This is a genomic window from Acidovorax sp. LjRoot194 (assembly GCF_964253015.1).
Lineage (GTDB): Bacteria > Pseudomonadota > Gammaproteobacteria > Burkholderiales > Burkholderiaceae_C > Acidovorax.
Map to the genome: position 1 here is coordinate 2,607,571 of NZ_CAXUQB020000001.1, position 15,966 is coordinate 2,623,536.

A 15,966-nucleotide genomic window follows, 5' to 3' on the forward strand; every position below is an offset into this window, starting at 1 on the left:
GGTCACATGCCCGAATAGTTCGGGCCGCCGCCACCTTCGGGCGTGACCCACACGATGTTCTGCGTCGGGTCCTTGATGTCGCAGGTCTTGCAGTGCACGCAGTTTTGCGCGTTGATCTGCAGGCGCTGCGCGTCGCCGCCCTTGGCCACATCGGGCACGAACTCGTACACACCCGCCGGGCAGTAGCGCGCCTCGGGGCCGGCGTACTTGGCCAGGTTGATGTTGACCGGCACGCTCGCGTCCTTGAGCGTCAAGTGGGCCGGCTGGTTCTCTTCGTGGTTGGTGTTGCTGATGAACACGCTGCTGAGGCGGTCGAACGTGAGCTTGCCATCGGGCTTGGGGTAGACGATGGGCTTGCACTCGGCCGCGGGCTTGAGGTAGGCGTGGTCGGGCTTGTCGCGGTGCAGCGTCCAGGGCATGCGGCCGCGCAGTATCAGCTGCTCGAAGCCGTTCATCACCGTGGCCGTGGTCAGGCCGTACTTGAACCAGTTTTTGAAGTTGCGGTCCTTGTTCAGCTCGGTGTAGAGCCAGCTTTCCTCGAAAGCCTTGGGGTAGGCCTTGAGTTCGTCGTGCTGGCGGCCGGCCACGACGGCGTCGTACGCAGCCTCGGCGGCCAGCATGCCCGTCTTGATGGCGGCGTGGCTGCCCTTGATGCGGCCCACGTTCAGGTAGCCTGCGTTGCAGCCCACGAGTGCGCCACCCGGGAAGATGGTCTTGGGCAGGGCGTTGATGCCGCTGGCGTTGATGGCGCGCGCGCCGTAGGACAGGCGCTTGGCCGTGATCTCGCCTTTTTCGTTCTCGAAGTAGTAGCGGACGTTGGGGTGGGTCTTCCAGCGCTGGAATTCCTCGAACGGGCTGAGGTAGGGGTTCTTGTAGCCCAGGCCGGTCACGAAGCCGAGCGCGATCTTGTTGTCGTCCAGGTGGTACAGGAACGCGCCGCCGTAGGTGTCGTTCTCCATGGGCCAGCCTGCGGTGTGCATCACGAAGCCGGGCTGGTGCTTCTTGGGGTCGATCTCCCACAGCTCCTTCACGCCCAGGCCAAAGCTCTGCGGGTCGCGGCCTTCGGACAGGTGAAAGCGCTCGATCAGCTGGCGGCCCAGGTGGCCGCGTGCGCCTTCGGCGAACACGGTGTACTTGCCCAGCAGTTCCATGCCCAGCTGGAAGTTCTCGGTAGGCTCGCCGTCCTTGCCCACGCCCATGTTGCCAGTGGCCACGCCCTTGACCGAACCATTCTCGTTGTAGAGCACTTCGGCGGCGGCAAAGCCGGGGAAGATCTCCACGCCCAGGGCTTCGGCCTGTTCGGCCATCCATTTGGTCACGTCGCCCAGGCGCACGATGTAGTTGCCGTGGTTTTGTGCGAACGGTGGCAAAAACACATTGGGCACGCGCAGGCCCGATTTTTCCGACAGGAAGATGTAGGCGTCGTCGGTGACGGGCTGGTTCAGCGGGGCGCCGCGCTTTTTCCAGTCGGGGATCAGCTCGGTCAGCGCCTTGGGGTCCATGATGGCGCCCGACAGGATGTGCGCGCCGGGCTCGGAGCCTTTTTCCAGCACCACCACCGAGACATCCTGGCCCTTTTCTGCCGCCAGTTGTTTCAGACGGATCGCGGTGGCCAGGCCGCCGGGGCCGCCACCGACGACCACCACGTCGTATTCCATCGATTCACGGGGACCATACTGGGCGATGATTTCTTCGTTTGTCATGGGCTTCTCGTCGGGCGTTTGATAATGGATATTTTGAACAGAGCAGGATGCAATGCCCTGTCTGGCTGGCGACTGATTGTATTCATGGAATAGCGACAATCGAACGACCGTTCTATTTTGTTGAGTGGAGAGACTCTAAATGGCTTACAGCATCGACTTGTCCGGCCGGGTGGCCTTCATCACGGGCGCCTCCAGCGGCCTGGGCGCACAGTTTGCCCGCACGCTGGCCCGCGCCGGCGCCGGGGTGGTGCTGGCCAGCCGCCGGGTCGAAAAGCTCAAGGAGCTGCGCGCGCGCATCGAAGGCGAGGGCGGTGACGCCCACGTGATCGAGCTCGATGTGACCGACCATGACTCCATCAAGTCCGCCGTGGCGCACGCCGAGACCGAAATGGGCTCCATCGACATCCTGGTCAACAACTCGGGCGTGAGCACCACGCAGCGCCTGCAGGACGTGACGCCCGAGGACTACGACTTCATCTTCGACACTAACGTGAAGGGTGCGTTCTTCGTGGCGCAGGAGGTCGGCAAGCGCATGCTGGCCCGCTCGCGCGGTGCCGCGCCTGGCAGCTTCACGGGTGGGCGCATCATCAACATCGCCTCGATGGCGGGCCTCAAGGTGCTGCCGCAGATCGGCGCCTACTGCATGAGCAAGGCCGCCGTGGTGCAGATGACCCGCGCCATGGCCATGGAATGGGGCAAGTTCGGCATCAACACCAACGCGATCTGCCCCGGCTACATCGACACCGAGATCAACCACCACCACTGGGACACCGAGCAGGGCAAGAAGCTCATTGCCATGCTCCCCCGCAAACGCGTGGGCAGCCCGCAGGACCTGGATGCCTTGCTGGTCATGCTGGCCAGCGACCAGAGCCATTTCATCAACGGCGCCGTCATCGCCGCCGACGACGGCTTCGCTGTGTAGAAGAGCCCCCCTGAGGCGCTGCGCGCCATCCCCCGAGGGGGACGCCACCGGTGGCCTGGCGGAGCCAGTTCCACGGTGGCACTGGCCTGGGGGCGCGCCAGTTGCAGAGCGCTGGGCGGTACCACCAAACTGGACTATCGATGAAGATTGAAATTCCTGAAGCCAAGAAGCAGGTCTACGAGATGCGCTTTCCCGTGCGTTGGGGCGACATGGATGCGATGGGCCATGTCAACAACACGGTGTACTTCAGGTACCTGGAGACGGCGCGCATCGACTGGCTGGTGTCGGTGGGCTGCAACCCCGACCCGCAGGGCCAGGGGCCGGTCATCGTCAACGCGTTCTGCAACTTCTACCGGCAGCTGGAGTACCCGGCCGATGTGCTGCTCAAGCTCTACGTGAGCGACCCGGGCCGCACCACGTTCGAGACCTGGGGCACGATGGAGCGCGTGGACCAGCCGGGCGTGGTGTGCGCGGCAGGCGGCGCCACCACCATCTGGGTGGACTTTCCGCGGCAGAAGGCCACGGACCTGCCCGACTGGATGCGGGCGCTCGTCAGTGCCTGATGGGGTATTGAAAATTCAAGCGAAATAGTGCTCTACCGCGCACTGGTAAAGCGCCAGCAGCTATTGAAATAGTAGCATTCTGCTGGGGCTCAGCTCAGCTCAGCTCAGATCAGATCAGCTCAAGTCACCGGCGCCGGGTTGAACAGCACCAGCGCATTGCGCAGCTTCCAGTGTTCGGCCCAGGTCTTCTTGCGGCCGCTGGCCACCTCCAGCATGAGGTGGAACATCTCCCAGCCCACGTCTTCGATGGTGTTCTCGCCGGTGGCGATGGTGCCGGCGTTGACGTCCATCAGGTCGTGCCAGCGGCGTGCCAGGTCGTCGCGCGTGGCGACCTTGATGACGGGCACCTCGGCCAGGCCGTAGGGCGTGCCGCGGCCGGTGGTGAAGACGTGCAGGTTCATGCCGGCTGCCACCTGTAGCGTGCCGCAGATGAAGTCGCTGGCGGGCGTGGCGGCGTAGATCAGGCCCTTTTGTTGGAGCTTCTCGCCCGGGGAGATCACGCCGGTGATGGGCGAGCTGCCTGACTTGACGATGGAGCCCATGGCCTTTTCCACGATGTTGGACAGGCCGCCCTTCTTGTTGCCCGGCGTGGTGTTGGCGCTGCGGTCCACCCGGCCGCGCTGCAGGTAGGCGTCGTACCAGGCCATCTCGCGGATCATGGCGTCGGCCACCTCGGGGGTGGAGGCGCGCGCGGTCAGCTGGTCGATGCCGTCGCGCACCTCGGTCACTTCGCTGAACATCACCGTGGCGCCCGCGCGCACCAGCAGGTCGGTGCAAAAGCCCACGGCCGGGTTGGCGGTGACGCCGCTGAAGGCGTCGCTGCCGCCGCACTGCACGCCCACGACGAGTTCGCTGGCGGGCACGGTTTCGCGGCGGCGCTGGTTCAGGCGCTGCAGGTGCCGCTCGGCCTGGCGCATCACCGAATCGACCATGGACATGAAGCCCACGTGTGCCTCGTCCTGCAGGCAGACCACGTCCAGCGGGGTGTCTGCCTGCGTGCGTTCGTCCACCAGCGGGATGGAGCCGGGGGGCAGCAGGCGCTCGGGTTGCAGCTTCTCGCAGCCCAGGCTCACCACCATCACCTCGCCGCCGAAGTTGGGGTTCAGGCTGATGTTGCGCAGCGTGCGGATGGGGATCACGGCGTCGGGCGCGTCGATGGCCACGCCGCAGCCGTAGGTGTGGGCCAGGGCGACCACGTCGTCCACGTTCGGGTACTTCGGCAGCAGCTCGGCCTTGATGCGCTGCACCGCGAACTCGGTCACCCCGGCCACGCACTGCACGGTCTCGGTGATGGCCAGGATGTTGCGCGTGCCCACGGAGCCGTCTGCGTTGCGGTAGCCCTCGAAGGTGTAGCCCGTGAGCGGCGGTAGTGCAGCCGGCTTCACGGTGGCGATGGGCAGGCCGTCGAGCGAGCGCGCATCGGGCATGTCCAGCAGCTTTTCATGCACCCAGCTGCCGGCCGGGATGGCGCGGATGGCATAGCCGATGGGCACGTTGTAGCGCCGCACCACGCCGCCTTGGGGGATGTCCTGGAGCGCCACCTTGTGCGCCTGGGGCACGGCATCCACCAGCGTCACGCCCGCAGGCAGGGTGGTGCCGGCGGGCAGGCCACCGTCGTTGGCGACGATCGCGACGTTGTCGGCCTCGTGCATCTGGATGCACAGAGGAGGGCGCAAGGAAGTGGTTCTGGCGTTCATGGGGCTGGCTCCTGGGCACGCAGGGCGTGCCGTGGGTTCGATGCGCTGGCGGGTTGTGGGTTGTGGTGATTGCGGGATGGGCGGCGGGGTGGGCAACGCAGGGTGAGCCGTCAGGCCCGCTGGCCCACCTCGACGGATTCGCGGGTCCAGGCGCGGGCCTGCTCGGTGAGCGAAAGGCCGAGGCCCGGGCGGGTGGGCACCAGCATGCGGCCGTCTTTGAGCTCCAGGCGTTCGTTGAACAGGGGCTCCAGCCAGTCGAAATGCTCGACCCAGGGCTCGCTGGGGTACACGGCGCCCAGGTGCACGTGCAGCTCCATCGCGAAGTGCGGGGCCAGCATCACGTTGGCCATTTCGGCCTGCGCCGCGACCTTGAGGAAGGGCGTGATGCCGCCCAGGCGCGGGCCGTCGGGCATGAGGAAGTCGGCGCTGCGGTGGCGGATCAGCTCGCCATGCTCGGCGGCGCTGGTCAGCATCTCGCCGGTGGCGATGGGGGTGTCGAACTGCGCGGCCAGCGCGGCGTGGCCCTCGTAGTCGTAGGCGTCCAGCGGCTCTTCGATCCAGATCAGGTTGTACTGCTCGAAGATGCGGCACATGCGCTGGGCGGTGGGGCGGTCCCACTGCTGGTTGGCGTCGACCATGATGGGGGTGGCGTCGCCCAGGTGCTCGCGCATGGCCTGCACCCGCTGGATGTCCAGCGCGCAGTCGGGCTGGCCCACCTTGAGCTTGATGCCGCCGATGCCCCGGTCCAGCGAGGCCCGGGCGTTCACCTTGAGTTGATCGAGCGGTGTGTGCAGGAAGCCGCCCGATGTGTTGTAGCACCGCACGGACTCGCGCTGCGAGCCCAGCAGCTTGGACAGCGACAGGTGGGCGCGGCGGGCCTTCAGGTCCCACAGCGCCACGTCGAACGCGCCGATGGCCTGCACGCCCATGCCACTGCGGCCCACCGAGGCGCCCGCCCAGCACAGCTTGGTCCACAGGCGGGCGATGTCGTTCGGGTCTTCGCCGATGAGCGCGGGGGCGATCTCCCTGGCATGCGCGAACTGGCCGGGGCCGCCGGCGCGCTTGGAGTAGCTCAGGCCCAGGCCCCGGTGGCCCTCGCGGGTCTCGATCTCGGCGAACAGCATCGCGATCTCGGTCATGGGCTTTTGGCGGCCGGTCAGCACCTTGGCGTCGCTGATGGGGTTGGCCAGCGGCAGGTAGCACGACGAGAGGCGGATCCAGGCGATGCTGTCGGGGCTCAGCGGGGTGTTGTCGGCGGATGAGAGAGCGGTCATGGCGTTCAAGCGGTGGGGCGAGAGGGAGAGAAAAAGCGTGCTCGGAGCGGAGCGGCAGTGAGAGGGAAACCCGCCACAGGATGCGCAGGTTTCCCTCGGCCACGCGTCAGTCGATGGTGATCTTTCCGGCCTGGATCACGGTCTTCCAGCGGTCGTATTCCTTGCGCTGGAAGGCGGCGAATTCTTCCGGCGTGTTGGCCACCATCTCGAACCCGATGGAGACGAACTGCTCCTTCACCTTGGGGTCGTTCAGCGCTTCCACGAACGCCGCATGGGCCTTCTGGCGCACGGCGGGGGGCAGGCCCTTGGGCGCGACGATGGCTTGCCAGGATGCGACTTCGACGTTCTTCACGCCTGCCTCGGCCAGCGTGGGCAGATCCGGCAGCACGGGCGAGCGCTTGGGGCTGGTCACGGCCAGTGCGCGCATCTTGCCGCCCTTGATGTACTGGATCACGGCGTTGATGTTCTGGAACGACGCGTCCACCTGGCCGCCGATCAGGTCGGTGTGCGCGGGAGCGCCGCCCTTGTAGGGGATGTGCACGCCCTGGGTGCCCGTCTGCTGCCAGAACAGCTCGGCCGTGAGGTGGTCGCTGGAGCCATTGCCGGCGGACGCGAAGCTCATCTTGTTGGGGTTGGCCTTGAGGTGCGCGATCACGTCGGCCACGCTCTTGTGGGGCGAGTTGGCGGGCACCACCAGCACGTTGGGCGAGGCCACGGCCACGGTGATGAAGTCGAAGTCCTTGGTGGGGTCGTAGGGCAGGCTCTTGAGCAGGTGCGGCACGATGACCAGCGGGCCGAGCGATGTGACCAGGAAGGTGTGGCCATCGGCCGGAGCCCGCTGCACGAAGGTGGCGCCGATCGTGCCGGTGGCGCCGGCCCGGTTGTCGACCGTGAACGGCTGCTTGAGCTTGTCGGTCAGGCGGGGGCTCACGGCACGGGCGACCTGGTCGGTAGAGCCGCCGGGCGGGAAGGGCACCACCAGCGTGACGGCCTTGTCGGGCCAGGCGAGGGCCGAGGTGCTCAGCGTTGCCATGGCCAGGGCTGCGGTAATCCAAAGTTTCTTCATGCTTGTCTCCTTGATGGTTGAATGACATCGTTGTCATTTTTGGGCAAATGCCAGCATCTGTTTTATTTCTGTCGCCATGAACTCTGTTTTTTTGTTGGCCGGATAAATGATATCGTTGTCATTTCAAAAGTCAATGCGGGGCGATCTGCTGCATGTTTCGCTGGGTGCGGCCCCAACGGCACCTGCTGCGCGCTGCCAGGGGGTGGTGGTTAGCAGGCGCTCCTCGCAGCCTTCGCGCAGGCGGGCACCGGGGCGGGGCCGCTGCGCTATCTGCTAACGTCGCGCATGGCGGGTCGCGCTGTGGGTTGTGCGCTGAAGCGCACGGCCGCCAGAGCCCACTGCACTGGCCGTGGCCCCCACCGGCCGCTTCTCGCACCGACATCCGCCTGTCCGCACCTTCCTCTCTTTCCGCAGTCCCCGCCGTACCCTTCATGAACCTGCCACCGCCCCGCAAGCCCGCCACCCTGCACGACGTTGCCCAGGCGGCTGGCGTCTCGCCCATCACGGCGTCGCGTGCGCTGGGGAACCCCGGCATCGTGTCGGAGAAGACGCGGGCGCGCGTGCAGCAGGCGGTGGAGGCCACGGGCTACATCCCCAATCTGCTGGCCGGCGGGCTCAAGTCCAAGCGCAGCCGCATGGTGGCGGGGATCGTGCCGGCGCTGTCGGTGTCGCAGTTCCTGCCCACGGTGCAGTCGCTCACCGCCACGCTGGCGGAAGAGGGCTACCAACTCCTGCTGGGCCAGACGTTCTACGACGCGCAGCGCGAGATCGACGTGCTCAATGCCATGGTCAGCCGGCAGCCGGACGGCATCGTGATGATGGGCCTGGTGCAGTCCGAAGCCGCGCGCGACCGCCTGCGCAAGGCGGGCGTGCCGGTGGTGGAGACCTGGGACATCAGCGACCGGCCGGTGGACATGGTGATCGGGTTTTCGCACCTCAAGGTCGGCAGTGCGCTGGCGGGGTACTTCCTGTCGCGGGGCTACCAGCGCGTGGGCATCGCCACCGGCGGCGACCAGCGCGCGATGGAGCGGCGCGAGGGTTTTCTGGCCGCCTGGGGCCGCGACGTACCCACGGCCGTGGTGCCCGCGCCCAGCACGCTGGAGCTGGGCCGCAGGGCGCTGTGCGAGCTGCTCGCCCGGGAGCCCGGCCTGCAGGCGGTGGTGTGCAGCTCGGACATGCTGGCCCACGGCATTCTGGTGGAGGCGCAGGCGCGCGGTCTGCGCGTGCCGCAGGACCTGGCGATCTCCGGCTTTGGCAATGCGGACTTCAGCGCGCACATGGTGCCGCCCATCACCACCGTGCACGTGGACGGGCCCGAGATCGGCCGCCTGGCAGCGCAGCTCATCATGGACCGCTGCCGCGGCGTGCAGCCGCAGCGCTCGACGTTCGACCTAGGGTTCGAGCTGATCGAGCGGGCCTCCACCGCAGCCGTGCCGGGCTGACGCCGCGGCCGGATCGGCCACGTTGTAAGGGCCCCCCGGGCTTGCCGGGGCCGCACCTACTTGTTCTTCTCACGCGGCAGGCGGCCCATCAGATAGAACTCGGGGTTGGGCTGCATGCCGGCAAAGCTGGCCATGCGGTTCGACAGCCCGAAGAACGCGGTGATGGCCGCGATGTCCCAGATGTCCTCGTCGTCGAAGCCGTGCGGGTGCAGGGCCTCGAAGTCGGCGTCCTCGATCTCGTGCGAGCGCTGGCAGACCTTCATCGCAAAGTCCAGCATGGCGCGCTCGCGCGGGCTGATGTCGGCCTTGCGGTGGTTGACCGCCACCTGGTCGGCAATCAGCGGCTTCTTCTCGTAGATGCGCAGGATGGCGCCGTGGGCCACCACGCAGTACAGGCACTGGTTGGCAGCGCTGGTGGTGGTGACGATCATCTCGCGCTCGCCCTTGGTCAGGCTGCCTTCTTCCTTGAGCATGAGCGCATCGTGGTACGCAAAGAAGGCGCGCCACTCGGCAGGGCGGCGCGCAAACGCCAGGAACACGTTGGGGATGAAGCCGGCCTTCTCCTGCACTTCCACGATGCGTGCGCGGATGTCGTCGGGCAGGGTGTTCAGGTCGGGAAAGGGATAGCGGCTCACGAAGGTCTCCTTGGCTGTGTTTTGTTGTGTCGTGGATGCCAGTATCCGCGATGCATGCGTCGCCCACGCCCCCCCGAAACTGGCGCTGACCATGCCAGTGCACCCGTGGATCCGGCTCCGCCGGTCCACCGGGTGCGTCCCCCTTAGGGGGAAGACGCCGCCAGGCGGCTCAGGGGGGGGGGTCAAGGATGCCAGTGCGTGGCCCGCACAGGGCTTTGCGCGGGCGCTGCCGTGTTGCCCGCCAGCGCATACGACAGCTGCGTGGCCGCGGCGATCACCGTCTGGGCCAGGGCTTCGAGTTTTTCAGCGGGCAGGCGCGATGCGGGGCCCGAGATGCACACGGACCCCATCAGGCGCCAGTGCATGCCGAACACCGGCGCCGACACCGTGGCCACGCCTTGCTCGCGCTCGCCGATGGACCAGTGGTAGCCCTTCTTGCGGATGTCCTCATACGCCTTGCCCGGCTCGCCCGAGAACGCCAGGATCACGCGACCCGGCGAGCCTTTGTCGAGCGGCAGGCCTTCGCCCATGCGGGCGTGGTGGCGCAGTGCCTGGGGGCCCTCCACGCGCACCAGGCAGGTCCGCACCTGGCCTTCGCGCACGTAGAAGGCCGCGCTTTCGCCCGTGGCGTGGGTCAGTTCGCGCAGCGCGGGCTCCAGCACGTTCTGCACGTCAAAGCCCGCCTGGTAGCGCGCGCCCAGCCAGCCCGCGGCGGGGCCCAGGCGCCAGTCGCCATCCTCGCGCTGCACCATGAAGCCCGACTGCGCCAGCGTGCGCGCCAGGCGCAGCACCGTGGTCTTGTGCAGGCCGCAGCGGCGGCTCAGCTCGGCCAGCGGCAGGCTGGATTCGCCCAGGGCAAAAGCCTCCAGCACCTGCAGGGCCCGGGTGACGGCGATGACGCCCGTCGCAGGCTCGGAGTCTGCAGCCCCTGAGGCCTCTGGGGCTGGCGTTGGAGCCGGTGGCTCGGGCGCCGGTGCACGGTGGACGGCAGGGCGCGCTGGCTTGCTGGGGCTGTTGCTCATGGTGCCATTCGTTTCATTGTGTGCAACGCCATTGTATGGGTTGAAACGTCTGCGTAAAGTCGCGGCCACGGCGCCGGGCCGTCGCAGGTTCTGCGGACCGGCGTGACGAACCACCATAAAACGGAGACAAATCCATGCCAGCTTTTCCATCGCTTTCGCGTGCTGTCGGCGCGCACCTGTGCGCAGCCTTGATGGGCCTTGCCGCAACCGCTGTGCCCGTGGCCGCCCAGGCCCAGGCCGCCTACCCCAACAAACCCATCCGCCTGATCGTGCCGTTTCCACCCGGTGGCGGCACCGACATGATCGCGCGCACCGTGGCGCAAAAGCTCACGGACCAGAACAAGTGGAACGTGATCGTGGACAACCGCCCCGGCGCAGGCGGCAACCTGGGCGTGGACGCCGCGGCCAAGTCCGCTCCTGACGGCTACACGCTGGTCATGGGCCAGACCAGCAATCTGGCGATCAACCCCACGCTGTACCCCAAGCTGCCCTACGACCCCATCAAGGACCTGGTGCCCGTGGCACTGGTGTCGTCGTCGCCCATCGTGATCGCCGCGCCGGCCAATTCGCCGTACAAGACCTTTGCCGACGTGGTGGCCGCATCCAAGGGCAAGCCTGACGCACTCACCCTGGGCTACTCGGGCAACGGCACGGTGGCCCACCTGGCCGGCGAACTGGCCGAGAACGCGGCCGGCATCAAGCTGCGCCACATCCCCTACAAGGGCGCGGCCCAGGCCATGACGGACCTGGTGGGCGGGCAGATCGATCTGTACATGTCCTCCGTGCCCACGCTGCTCGGCCAGGTGCGCAACGGCAAGCTCAAGGTGCTGGCCATCACGTCGGCCAAGCGCTCGTCGCAGCTGCCGGATGTGCCCACGCTGGCCGAGTCGGGCTACAAGGGCTTCGAGGCCGTGACCTGGTTCGGCATCCTGGCGCCCGCTGGCACGCCCGCGCCCATCGTGGCGCAGCTCAACAAGGCGATCAACCAGGCACTGCAGCACGCCGAAGTGGCCGAGAAGCTGCGCTCCGAAGGCGGCGACATCCTGGGCGGATCGGCCGATCAGTTCGGCCAGCTGCTGCGCACCGAAGTGCCGCGCTGGGGCAAGATCGTCAAGGACTCGGGCGCCAGCCTGGACTGACCGGCAGCGCCGCCACAGCGACCGCTTCACGCCCCCCAAGAGTCCGCGCCATGCACCGCGACAGCCTTGTCACGCCTGTGCGTACCGCCCACGCCGTGCGGTTTTCAGCCGGTACTGCCGTGCCGCGCACCCTGGTGCCGGCCGGTGCCTGCGACTGCCATGTGCATGTGTACGACAGCCGCTTTCCGGCCGCGCCGCAGGCCAGGCTGCTGCCGCCCGATGCGTCGGCGCTGGACTATGCAGCGCTGCAGCAGCGCATCGGCACCACGCGAGTGGTGCTGGTCACGCCATCGACCTACGGCACCGACAACCGCCCGATGCTCGAAGGCCTGGCCGCGCTGGGCGCCATGGGCGTGCCAGCCCGTGGCGTGGCGGTGATCGACGGCACCGAGAGCGATGCAGCGCTGCAGCGCCTGCACGCCGCCGGCGTGCGCGGCGTGCGGCTGAACCTGTCGCTGGGCGTGTCGGGCACGGCGGATTCGCTGCTGCCGCTGGCCCGCCGCATCGCGCCGCTGGGCTGGCACCTGCAACTGCTGATGGCGCCCGATGTGCTGATCGCGCAGGCCGATGTGCTGCGCCAGTTGCCCGTGCCGGTGGTGTTCGACCACTTCGGCCGCATCGCTCCCGCGCAGGCGGGGCGGCACCCCGCCCATGCGCTGCTGCTGGCGCTGCTGCAGTGCGGGCAGGCGTGGGTCAAGCTGTCGGGCGGCTACATCGTGAGCGAACAGCACTCGGTGGAAGACCCCGCGCTCGACACCCTGGCTGCCAGCTACCTGCGCTGCGCGCCCCACCGCGTGGTATGGGGCAGCGACTGGCCGCATGCCACCGCATCGGCCGGCGTGCAGCCCCTGCCCGACGACGCCCGCCAGGTGGACCGGCTGGCCGACTGGGCGCGCGAGGCTGGCGACAGCAGCGCGACGCTGCAGCGCGTGCTGGTGGACAACCCGGCCGCGCTCTACGGCTTCGCGCCGACCATTTCTTCATTGTCTTGATAACCGGGGAGACACCACCGTGACCGAATCCACCACTGACCTTCCATCTGCCGGCCTGTCGCGCCGTGGCGTGCTCGCCGCCGGCGGTGCCGCGCTGCTGGCCCCGTGGCTGGCCGCCCCAGCACGAGCCCAGGGCGACTGGCCCGCCGGCCGCGTCATCACCTGGGTGGTGCCGTACCCCCCAGGCGGCAGCACCGACGTGCTGGGCCGCAACGTGGCGCAGCGCATCGGCGCGGCGCTGTCCACCAACGTGATCGTGGACAACAAGGCCGGCGCCACCGGCACCATCGGCGCGGCCTTCGTCGCCAAGGCGGTGCCCGATGGCACCACGCTGCTGGGTACCTCCATCGGGCCGCAGGCGATCGCGCCGCACCTGATGGGCAAGCTGCCGTACGACCACATCACGGCCTTCGAGCCCGTGGTCATCATCGGCACCATTCCGCACATTTTGGTGGTGGGCACGGACCAGCCGTTCAAGACGGTGGCCGACCTGCTGGCCGCTGCCAAGGCCCAGCCGGGCAAGCTTGCCTTCGCCTCGGGCGGCAACGGCACCATCTTGCAGATGCAGGGCGAGCTGCTGCAGCAGCAGACCGGCGCGCGCTTCATCCACGTGCCCTACAAGGGCGACACCCCGGCGCTGCAGGACACGCTGGCCAGCCAGGTGCAGTTCATGTTCGCGCCCGCGGCCGCCGCGCTGCCGCATGTGCAGGCGGGCAAGCTGCGCGCGCTGGCCGTCACCTCGGCCCAGCGCCTCAAATCCCTGCCGGCCGTGCCCACGATGGCCGAGGTGGGCATGAAGGACTTCGTGGTGGAGCAGTGGCAGGCCGTGTTCGCGCCGGCCAAGACGCCCACTGCGGTCGTGCAGCGCCTGAACCAGGAGATCAACAAGGCCCTGAAGGACCCCGCCGTGGTCGCCCTGGCCGACAAGCTGGGCGTGACGCTGGTGGGCGGCACGCCCCAGCAGCTGGGCGACCTGCAAAAGGCCGACTCCGCCAAGTGGGCCAAGGTCATCAAAGACGGAAACATAAAAGCTGAGTAAGACCGCCTTTGCAGCCGGCATTGTCTGCACGCACCCCTTCTTCATTTTTCAAACGGACAGAACACCATGAGCCAACTCCCCGACATCATCCGTGACATCGAGCGCGTGAGCGCCGACGTCGTGAGCAAAGCCGCGACCTTCCAGGCCGCCATCCTGGCCGACGTGGCGGGCCGCCGCGGCACGATGCACGGCCGCGTGGCGCCGGTGCACCAGGGCATGCAGGTGGCAGGCCCGGCCTTCACCGTGGAAGTGCGCCCCGGCGACAACCTCATGATCCACGCCGCCATTGCGCTGGCCCAGCCCGGCGACGTGCTGGTGATCGACGGCAAGGGCGACCTGACCGCCGCCCTCATGGGCACGCTGATGCTCAGCGCCTGCAAGAAGCGCGGCCTGGCCGGCGTGATCGTGGACGCCGCCATCCGCGACAAGCTGGAGATCCTGGAGCTGGACTTCCCGGTGTTCAGCGCAGGCTTCAACCCCGCCGGGCCCACCAAGTACGTGCCCGGCCGCATCAACCACCCCATCTCTGCCGGCGGCGCAACCGTGAACCCGGGGGACCTGGTGGTGGGCGATGCCGACGGCGTGGTTGTGATCGAGCGCGCCAAGGCCCCCGGCATGATGGCCCTGGCCGACAAGAAGTTGGCCGACGAGGCCGCCCGCATCGAAGCCATCGCCCGTGGCGACACGGCCTCCAAGTGGCTGCCCGCCGCGCTGCGTGCGGCCGGTGTCCTGGCGGAAGGGGAATCGCTGTGAGCACCAACCCCACCATCATCGTCACAGGCGCCGACCTGGCGCAGCAGGCGCTCGGCCTGCTCAGCGGCTACGACATCGTCTACGCCGGCAAGACGCCCACCGAAGACGACCTGGTCGCCCTCGCCAGGCAACACGACCCGGTGGCCATCATCGTGCGCTACGGCAAGGTGGGCCCGGCCGTGATGGACGCGGCGCCTTCGCTCAAGGTGATCTCCAAGCACGGCAGCGGCACCGACACCATCGACAAGGTGGCGGCCCAGGCGCGCGGCATCCAGGTGGTGGCCGCCGTGGGCGCCAATGCTGCGGCCGTGGCCGAGCAGGCGCTGGCACTGCTGCTGGCCTGTGCCAAGTCGGTGGTGCAGCTGGATGCGCGCATGCATGCCGGCCATTGGGACAAGGCAACGCACAAGAGCCTGGAGCTCGGCGGCCGCACCGTGGGCCTGGTGGGCCTGGGCGCCATCGGCCTGCGCTTTGCGAAGATGGCCGATGCGTTGGGCATGCGCGTGATCGGCTTCGATCCGTTCGCCAAGAACCTGCCGGACTACGTGCAGAGCGTGAGCCTGGAGACCATCTGGCGCGAGGCGGACGCCGTGTCCCTGCACTGCCCGCTGACCGACGAGAACCGCGGCATGCTGAACGCCGCCACGCTCGCTCAGTGCAAGCGCGGCGTGATCGTGGTGAACACCGCGCGCGGCGGCCTCATCGACGAAGCCGCGCTGCTCGCAGCCGTGCGCTCGGGCCAGGTGATGGCGGCGGGCCTGGACAGTTTTGCGGTGGAGCCCATGGTGGCCGGCCACCCGTTCCAGGGCGAGAAGAATTTCATCCTCAGCCCGCACATCGGCGGCGTGACCAGCGACGCCTACGTGAACATGGGCGTGGGTGCGGCCACGAACCTGCTGGCAGTGCTGGCCCGCGAGACGCCAGCGATGCGTGCCGCGTAGGCATGGCAGGGAAAGCCCGGCGAACAGGATTTTGAATAAAAAATGGCCTCTACCGCTTGTCCATCAAGCGGTTATAGCTATGTTATTAATAGCATTTGGGCTGAATGCCCGCATGAACGATGGATCGGAGACAAGACATGTTGCGTTTTCTCAAACCCCTGATCACCGCCTGCGCCCTGGCCACGGGCCTGGCCCATGCCGCGTTCCCCGAGCGCCCGATCACCATCGTCGTGCCGTATGCGCCCGGCGGTGCGGCCGACGCCGTGGCCCGCGTGCTGGCCACGCGCCTGGGTGCCAGGGCCAGCAGCTGAACCTGGACATGATGCACGTGCCCTACAAGAGCGGCGGCCCCGCCATCACCGACGTGATGGCCGGCCAGGTGGACTTCATGTTCGGTACCGTGGCGGCCACCTACCCGCACGTGTCGGGCGGCAAGCTGCGCGCACTGGCCGTGTCGGCACCCGAACGGTCCAAGCGCCTGCCCGACGTGCCCACGGTGGCCGAGACGGTGATCCCCGGCTACGAAGCATATGAATGGAACGGCATGTTCCTGCCCGCAGGCACGCCCGAGCCTATCGCTGCCAAGCTGCGCGAGGCCGTGCAGGAGGTGATGAAGGAAGACGAGCTCAAGCAGCGCCTGGCCGACATGGGCGCGCAGCCCGTGGGCTCCACGCCCGCCGAGTTCGCGGCCTTCCTCAAGAAGGAAGACAGCAAGTGGGGCGATGTGGTGCGCAAGGGCAACATCAAGCTGGACTGATCGCCCATGGTCCTGCCGTTG

The 15,966-nt window shown here is 67.8% G+C and carries 14 protein-coding genes and 1 pseudogene; 9 read left to right on the top strand and 6 right to left on the bottom strand.

The window, feature by feature from the left end; genetic code table 11:
* Positions 1-2: 2 nt before the first annotated feature.
* Positions 3-1,703, bottom strand: coding sequence for an electron transfer flavoprotein-ubiquinone oxidoreductase (locus ACSQ3N_RS11685; RefSeq protein ID WP_436146331.1), 1,701 nt, complete (start codon positions 1,701-1,703; stop codon positions 3-5).
* A gap of 139 nt (positions 1,704-1,842) precedes the next feature.
* Here ACSQ3N_RS11685 and ACSQ3N_RS11690 point away from each other — a divergent pair, with 139 nt between their 5' ends.
* Both ACSQ3N_RS11690 and ACSQ3N_RS11695 read left to right on the top strand, forming a co-directional pair.
* Positions 1,843-2,625, top strand: coding sequence for an SDR family oxidoreductase (locus tag ACSQ3N_RS11690; protein ID WP_056168565.1), 783 nt, complete (start codon positions 1,843-1,845; stop codon positions 2,623-2,625).
* A 140-nt stretch (positions 2,626-2,765) separates the two neighbouring features.
* Complete coding sequence (locus ACSQ3N_RS11695) at positions 2,766-3,188, top strand: acyl-CoA thioesterase (RefSeq protein WP_436146332.1); 423 nt, start codon at positions 2,766-2,768, stop codon at positions 3,186-3,188.
* Positions 3,189-3,307: 119 nt separating this feature from the next.
* Here ACSQ3N_RS11695 and garD read toward each other — a convergent pair whose 3' ends face one another.
* From garD to ACSQ3N_RS11710, 3 genes are all read right to left on the bottom strand, one after another.
* Positions 3,308-4,885 carry a galactarate dehydratase gene (garD, locus tag ACSQ3N_RS11700; RefSeq protein ID WP_436146333.1) on the bottom strand — a complete coding sequence of 526 codons (1,578 nt, stop codon included), beginning with the start codon at positions 4,883-4,885 and terminating at the stop codon, positions 3,308-3,310.
* A 110-nt stretch (positions 4,886-4,995) separates the two neighbouring features.
* Complete coding sequence (locus tag ACSQ3N_RS11705; RefSeq protein ID WP_436146334.1) at positions 4,996-6,159, bottom strand: L-talarate/galactarate dehydratase; 1,164 nt, start codon at positions 6,157-6,159, stop codon at positions 4,996-4,998.
* A 106-nt stretch (positions 6,160-6,265) separates the two neighbouring features.
* Complete coding sequence (locus tag ACSQ3N_RS11710) at positions 6,266-7,225, bottom strand: Bug family tripartite tricarboxylate transporter substrate binding protein (protein WP_436146335.1); 960 nt, start codon at positions 7,223-7,225, stop codon at positions 6,266-6,268.
* 431 nt (positions 7,226-7,656) lie between these two features.
* Between ACSQ3N_RS11710 and ACSQ3N_RS11715 the strand changes: the two genes are divergently transcribed.
* Positions 7,657-8,667, top strand: a complete 1,011-nt coding sequence (locus ACSQ3N_RS11715; RefSeq protein WP_436146336.1) for a LacI family DNA-binding transcriptional regulator — start codon at positions 7,657-7,659, stop codon at positions 8,665-8,667.
* 56 nt (positions 8,668-8,723) lie between these two features.
* Here the strand turns inward: ACSQ3N_RS11715 and ACSQ3N_RS11720 are convergent, their stop codons facing one another.
* The gene (locus tag ACSQ3N_RS11720) at positions 8,724-9,302 is read right to left on the bottom strand and encodes a peroxidase-related enzyme (RefSeq protein ID WP_056412419.1); all 579 of its coding nucleotides are present in this window, start codon (positions 9,300-9,302) and stop codon (positions 8,724-8,726) included.
* 182 nt (positions 9,303-9,484) lie between these two features.
* A complete protein-coding gene (locus ACSQ3N_RS11725; protein WP_436146337.1) occupies positions 9,485-10,324 on the bottom strand; it encodes an IclR family transcriptional regulator in 840 nt (279 codons plus the stop codon).
* Positions 10,325-10,458: 134 nt separating this feature from the next.
* Between ACSQ3N_RS11725 and ACSQ3N_RS11730 the strand changes: the two genes are divergently transcribed.
* The 6 genes and pseudogenes from ACSQ3N_RS11730 to ACSQ3N_RS11755 all read left to right on the top strand — a co-directional run bounded on the left by ACSQ3N_RS11730 (position 10,459) and on the right by ACSQ3N_RS11755 (position 15,945).
* Positions 10,459-11,463, top strand: a complete 1,005-nt coding sequence (locus ACSQ3N_RS11730) for a Bug family tripartite tricarboxylate transporter substrate binding protein (protein ID WP_436146338.1) — start codon at positions 10,459-10,461, stop codon at positions 11,461-11,463.
* Between the two features lie 50 nt (positions 11,464-11,513).
* Complete coding sequence (locus tag ACSQ3N_RS11735; RefSeq protein ID WP_436146339.1) at positions 11,514-12,455, top strand: amidohydrolase family protein; 942 nt, start codon at positions 11,514-11,516, stop codon at positions 12,453-12,455.
* A 19-nt stretch (positions 12,456-12,474) separates the two neighbouring features.
* Entirely contained in the window at positions 12,475-13,494 is a 1,020-nt protein-coding gene (locus tag ACSQ3N_RS11740) for a Bug family tripartite tricarboxylate transporter substrate binding protein (protein WP_436146340.1), read from the top strand.
* A gap of 66 nt (positions 13,495-13,560) precedes the next feature.
* Entirely contained in the window at positions 13,561-14,247 is a 687-nt protein-coding gene (locus tag ACSQ3N_RS11745) for a diguanylate cyclase (protein ID WP_056168586.1), read from the top strand.
* Complete coding sequence (locus ACSQ3N_RS11750) at positions 14,244-15,188, top strand: NAD(P)-dependent oxidoreductase (protein ID WP_436146341.1); 945 nt, start codon at positions 14,244-14,246, stop codon at positions 15,186-15,188. The genes ACSQ3N_RS11745 and ACSQ3N_RS11750 overlap by 4 nt, the downstream gene beginning before the upstream one ends.
* Before the next feature lie 137 nt (positions 15,189-15,325).
* Positions 15,326-15,945, top strand: a pseudogene (locus tag ACSQ3N_RS11755) (Bug family tripartite tricarboxylate transporter substrate binding protein).
* Positions 15,946-15,966 lie beyond the last annotated feature (21 nt).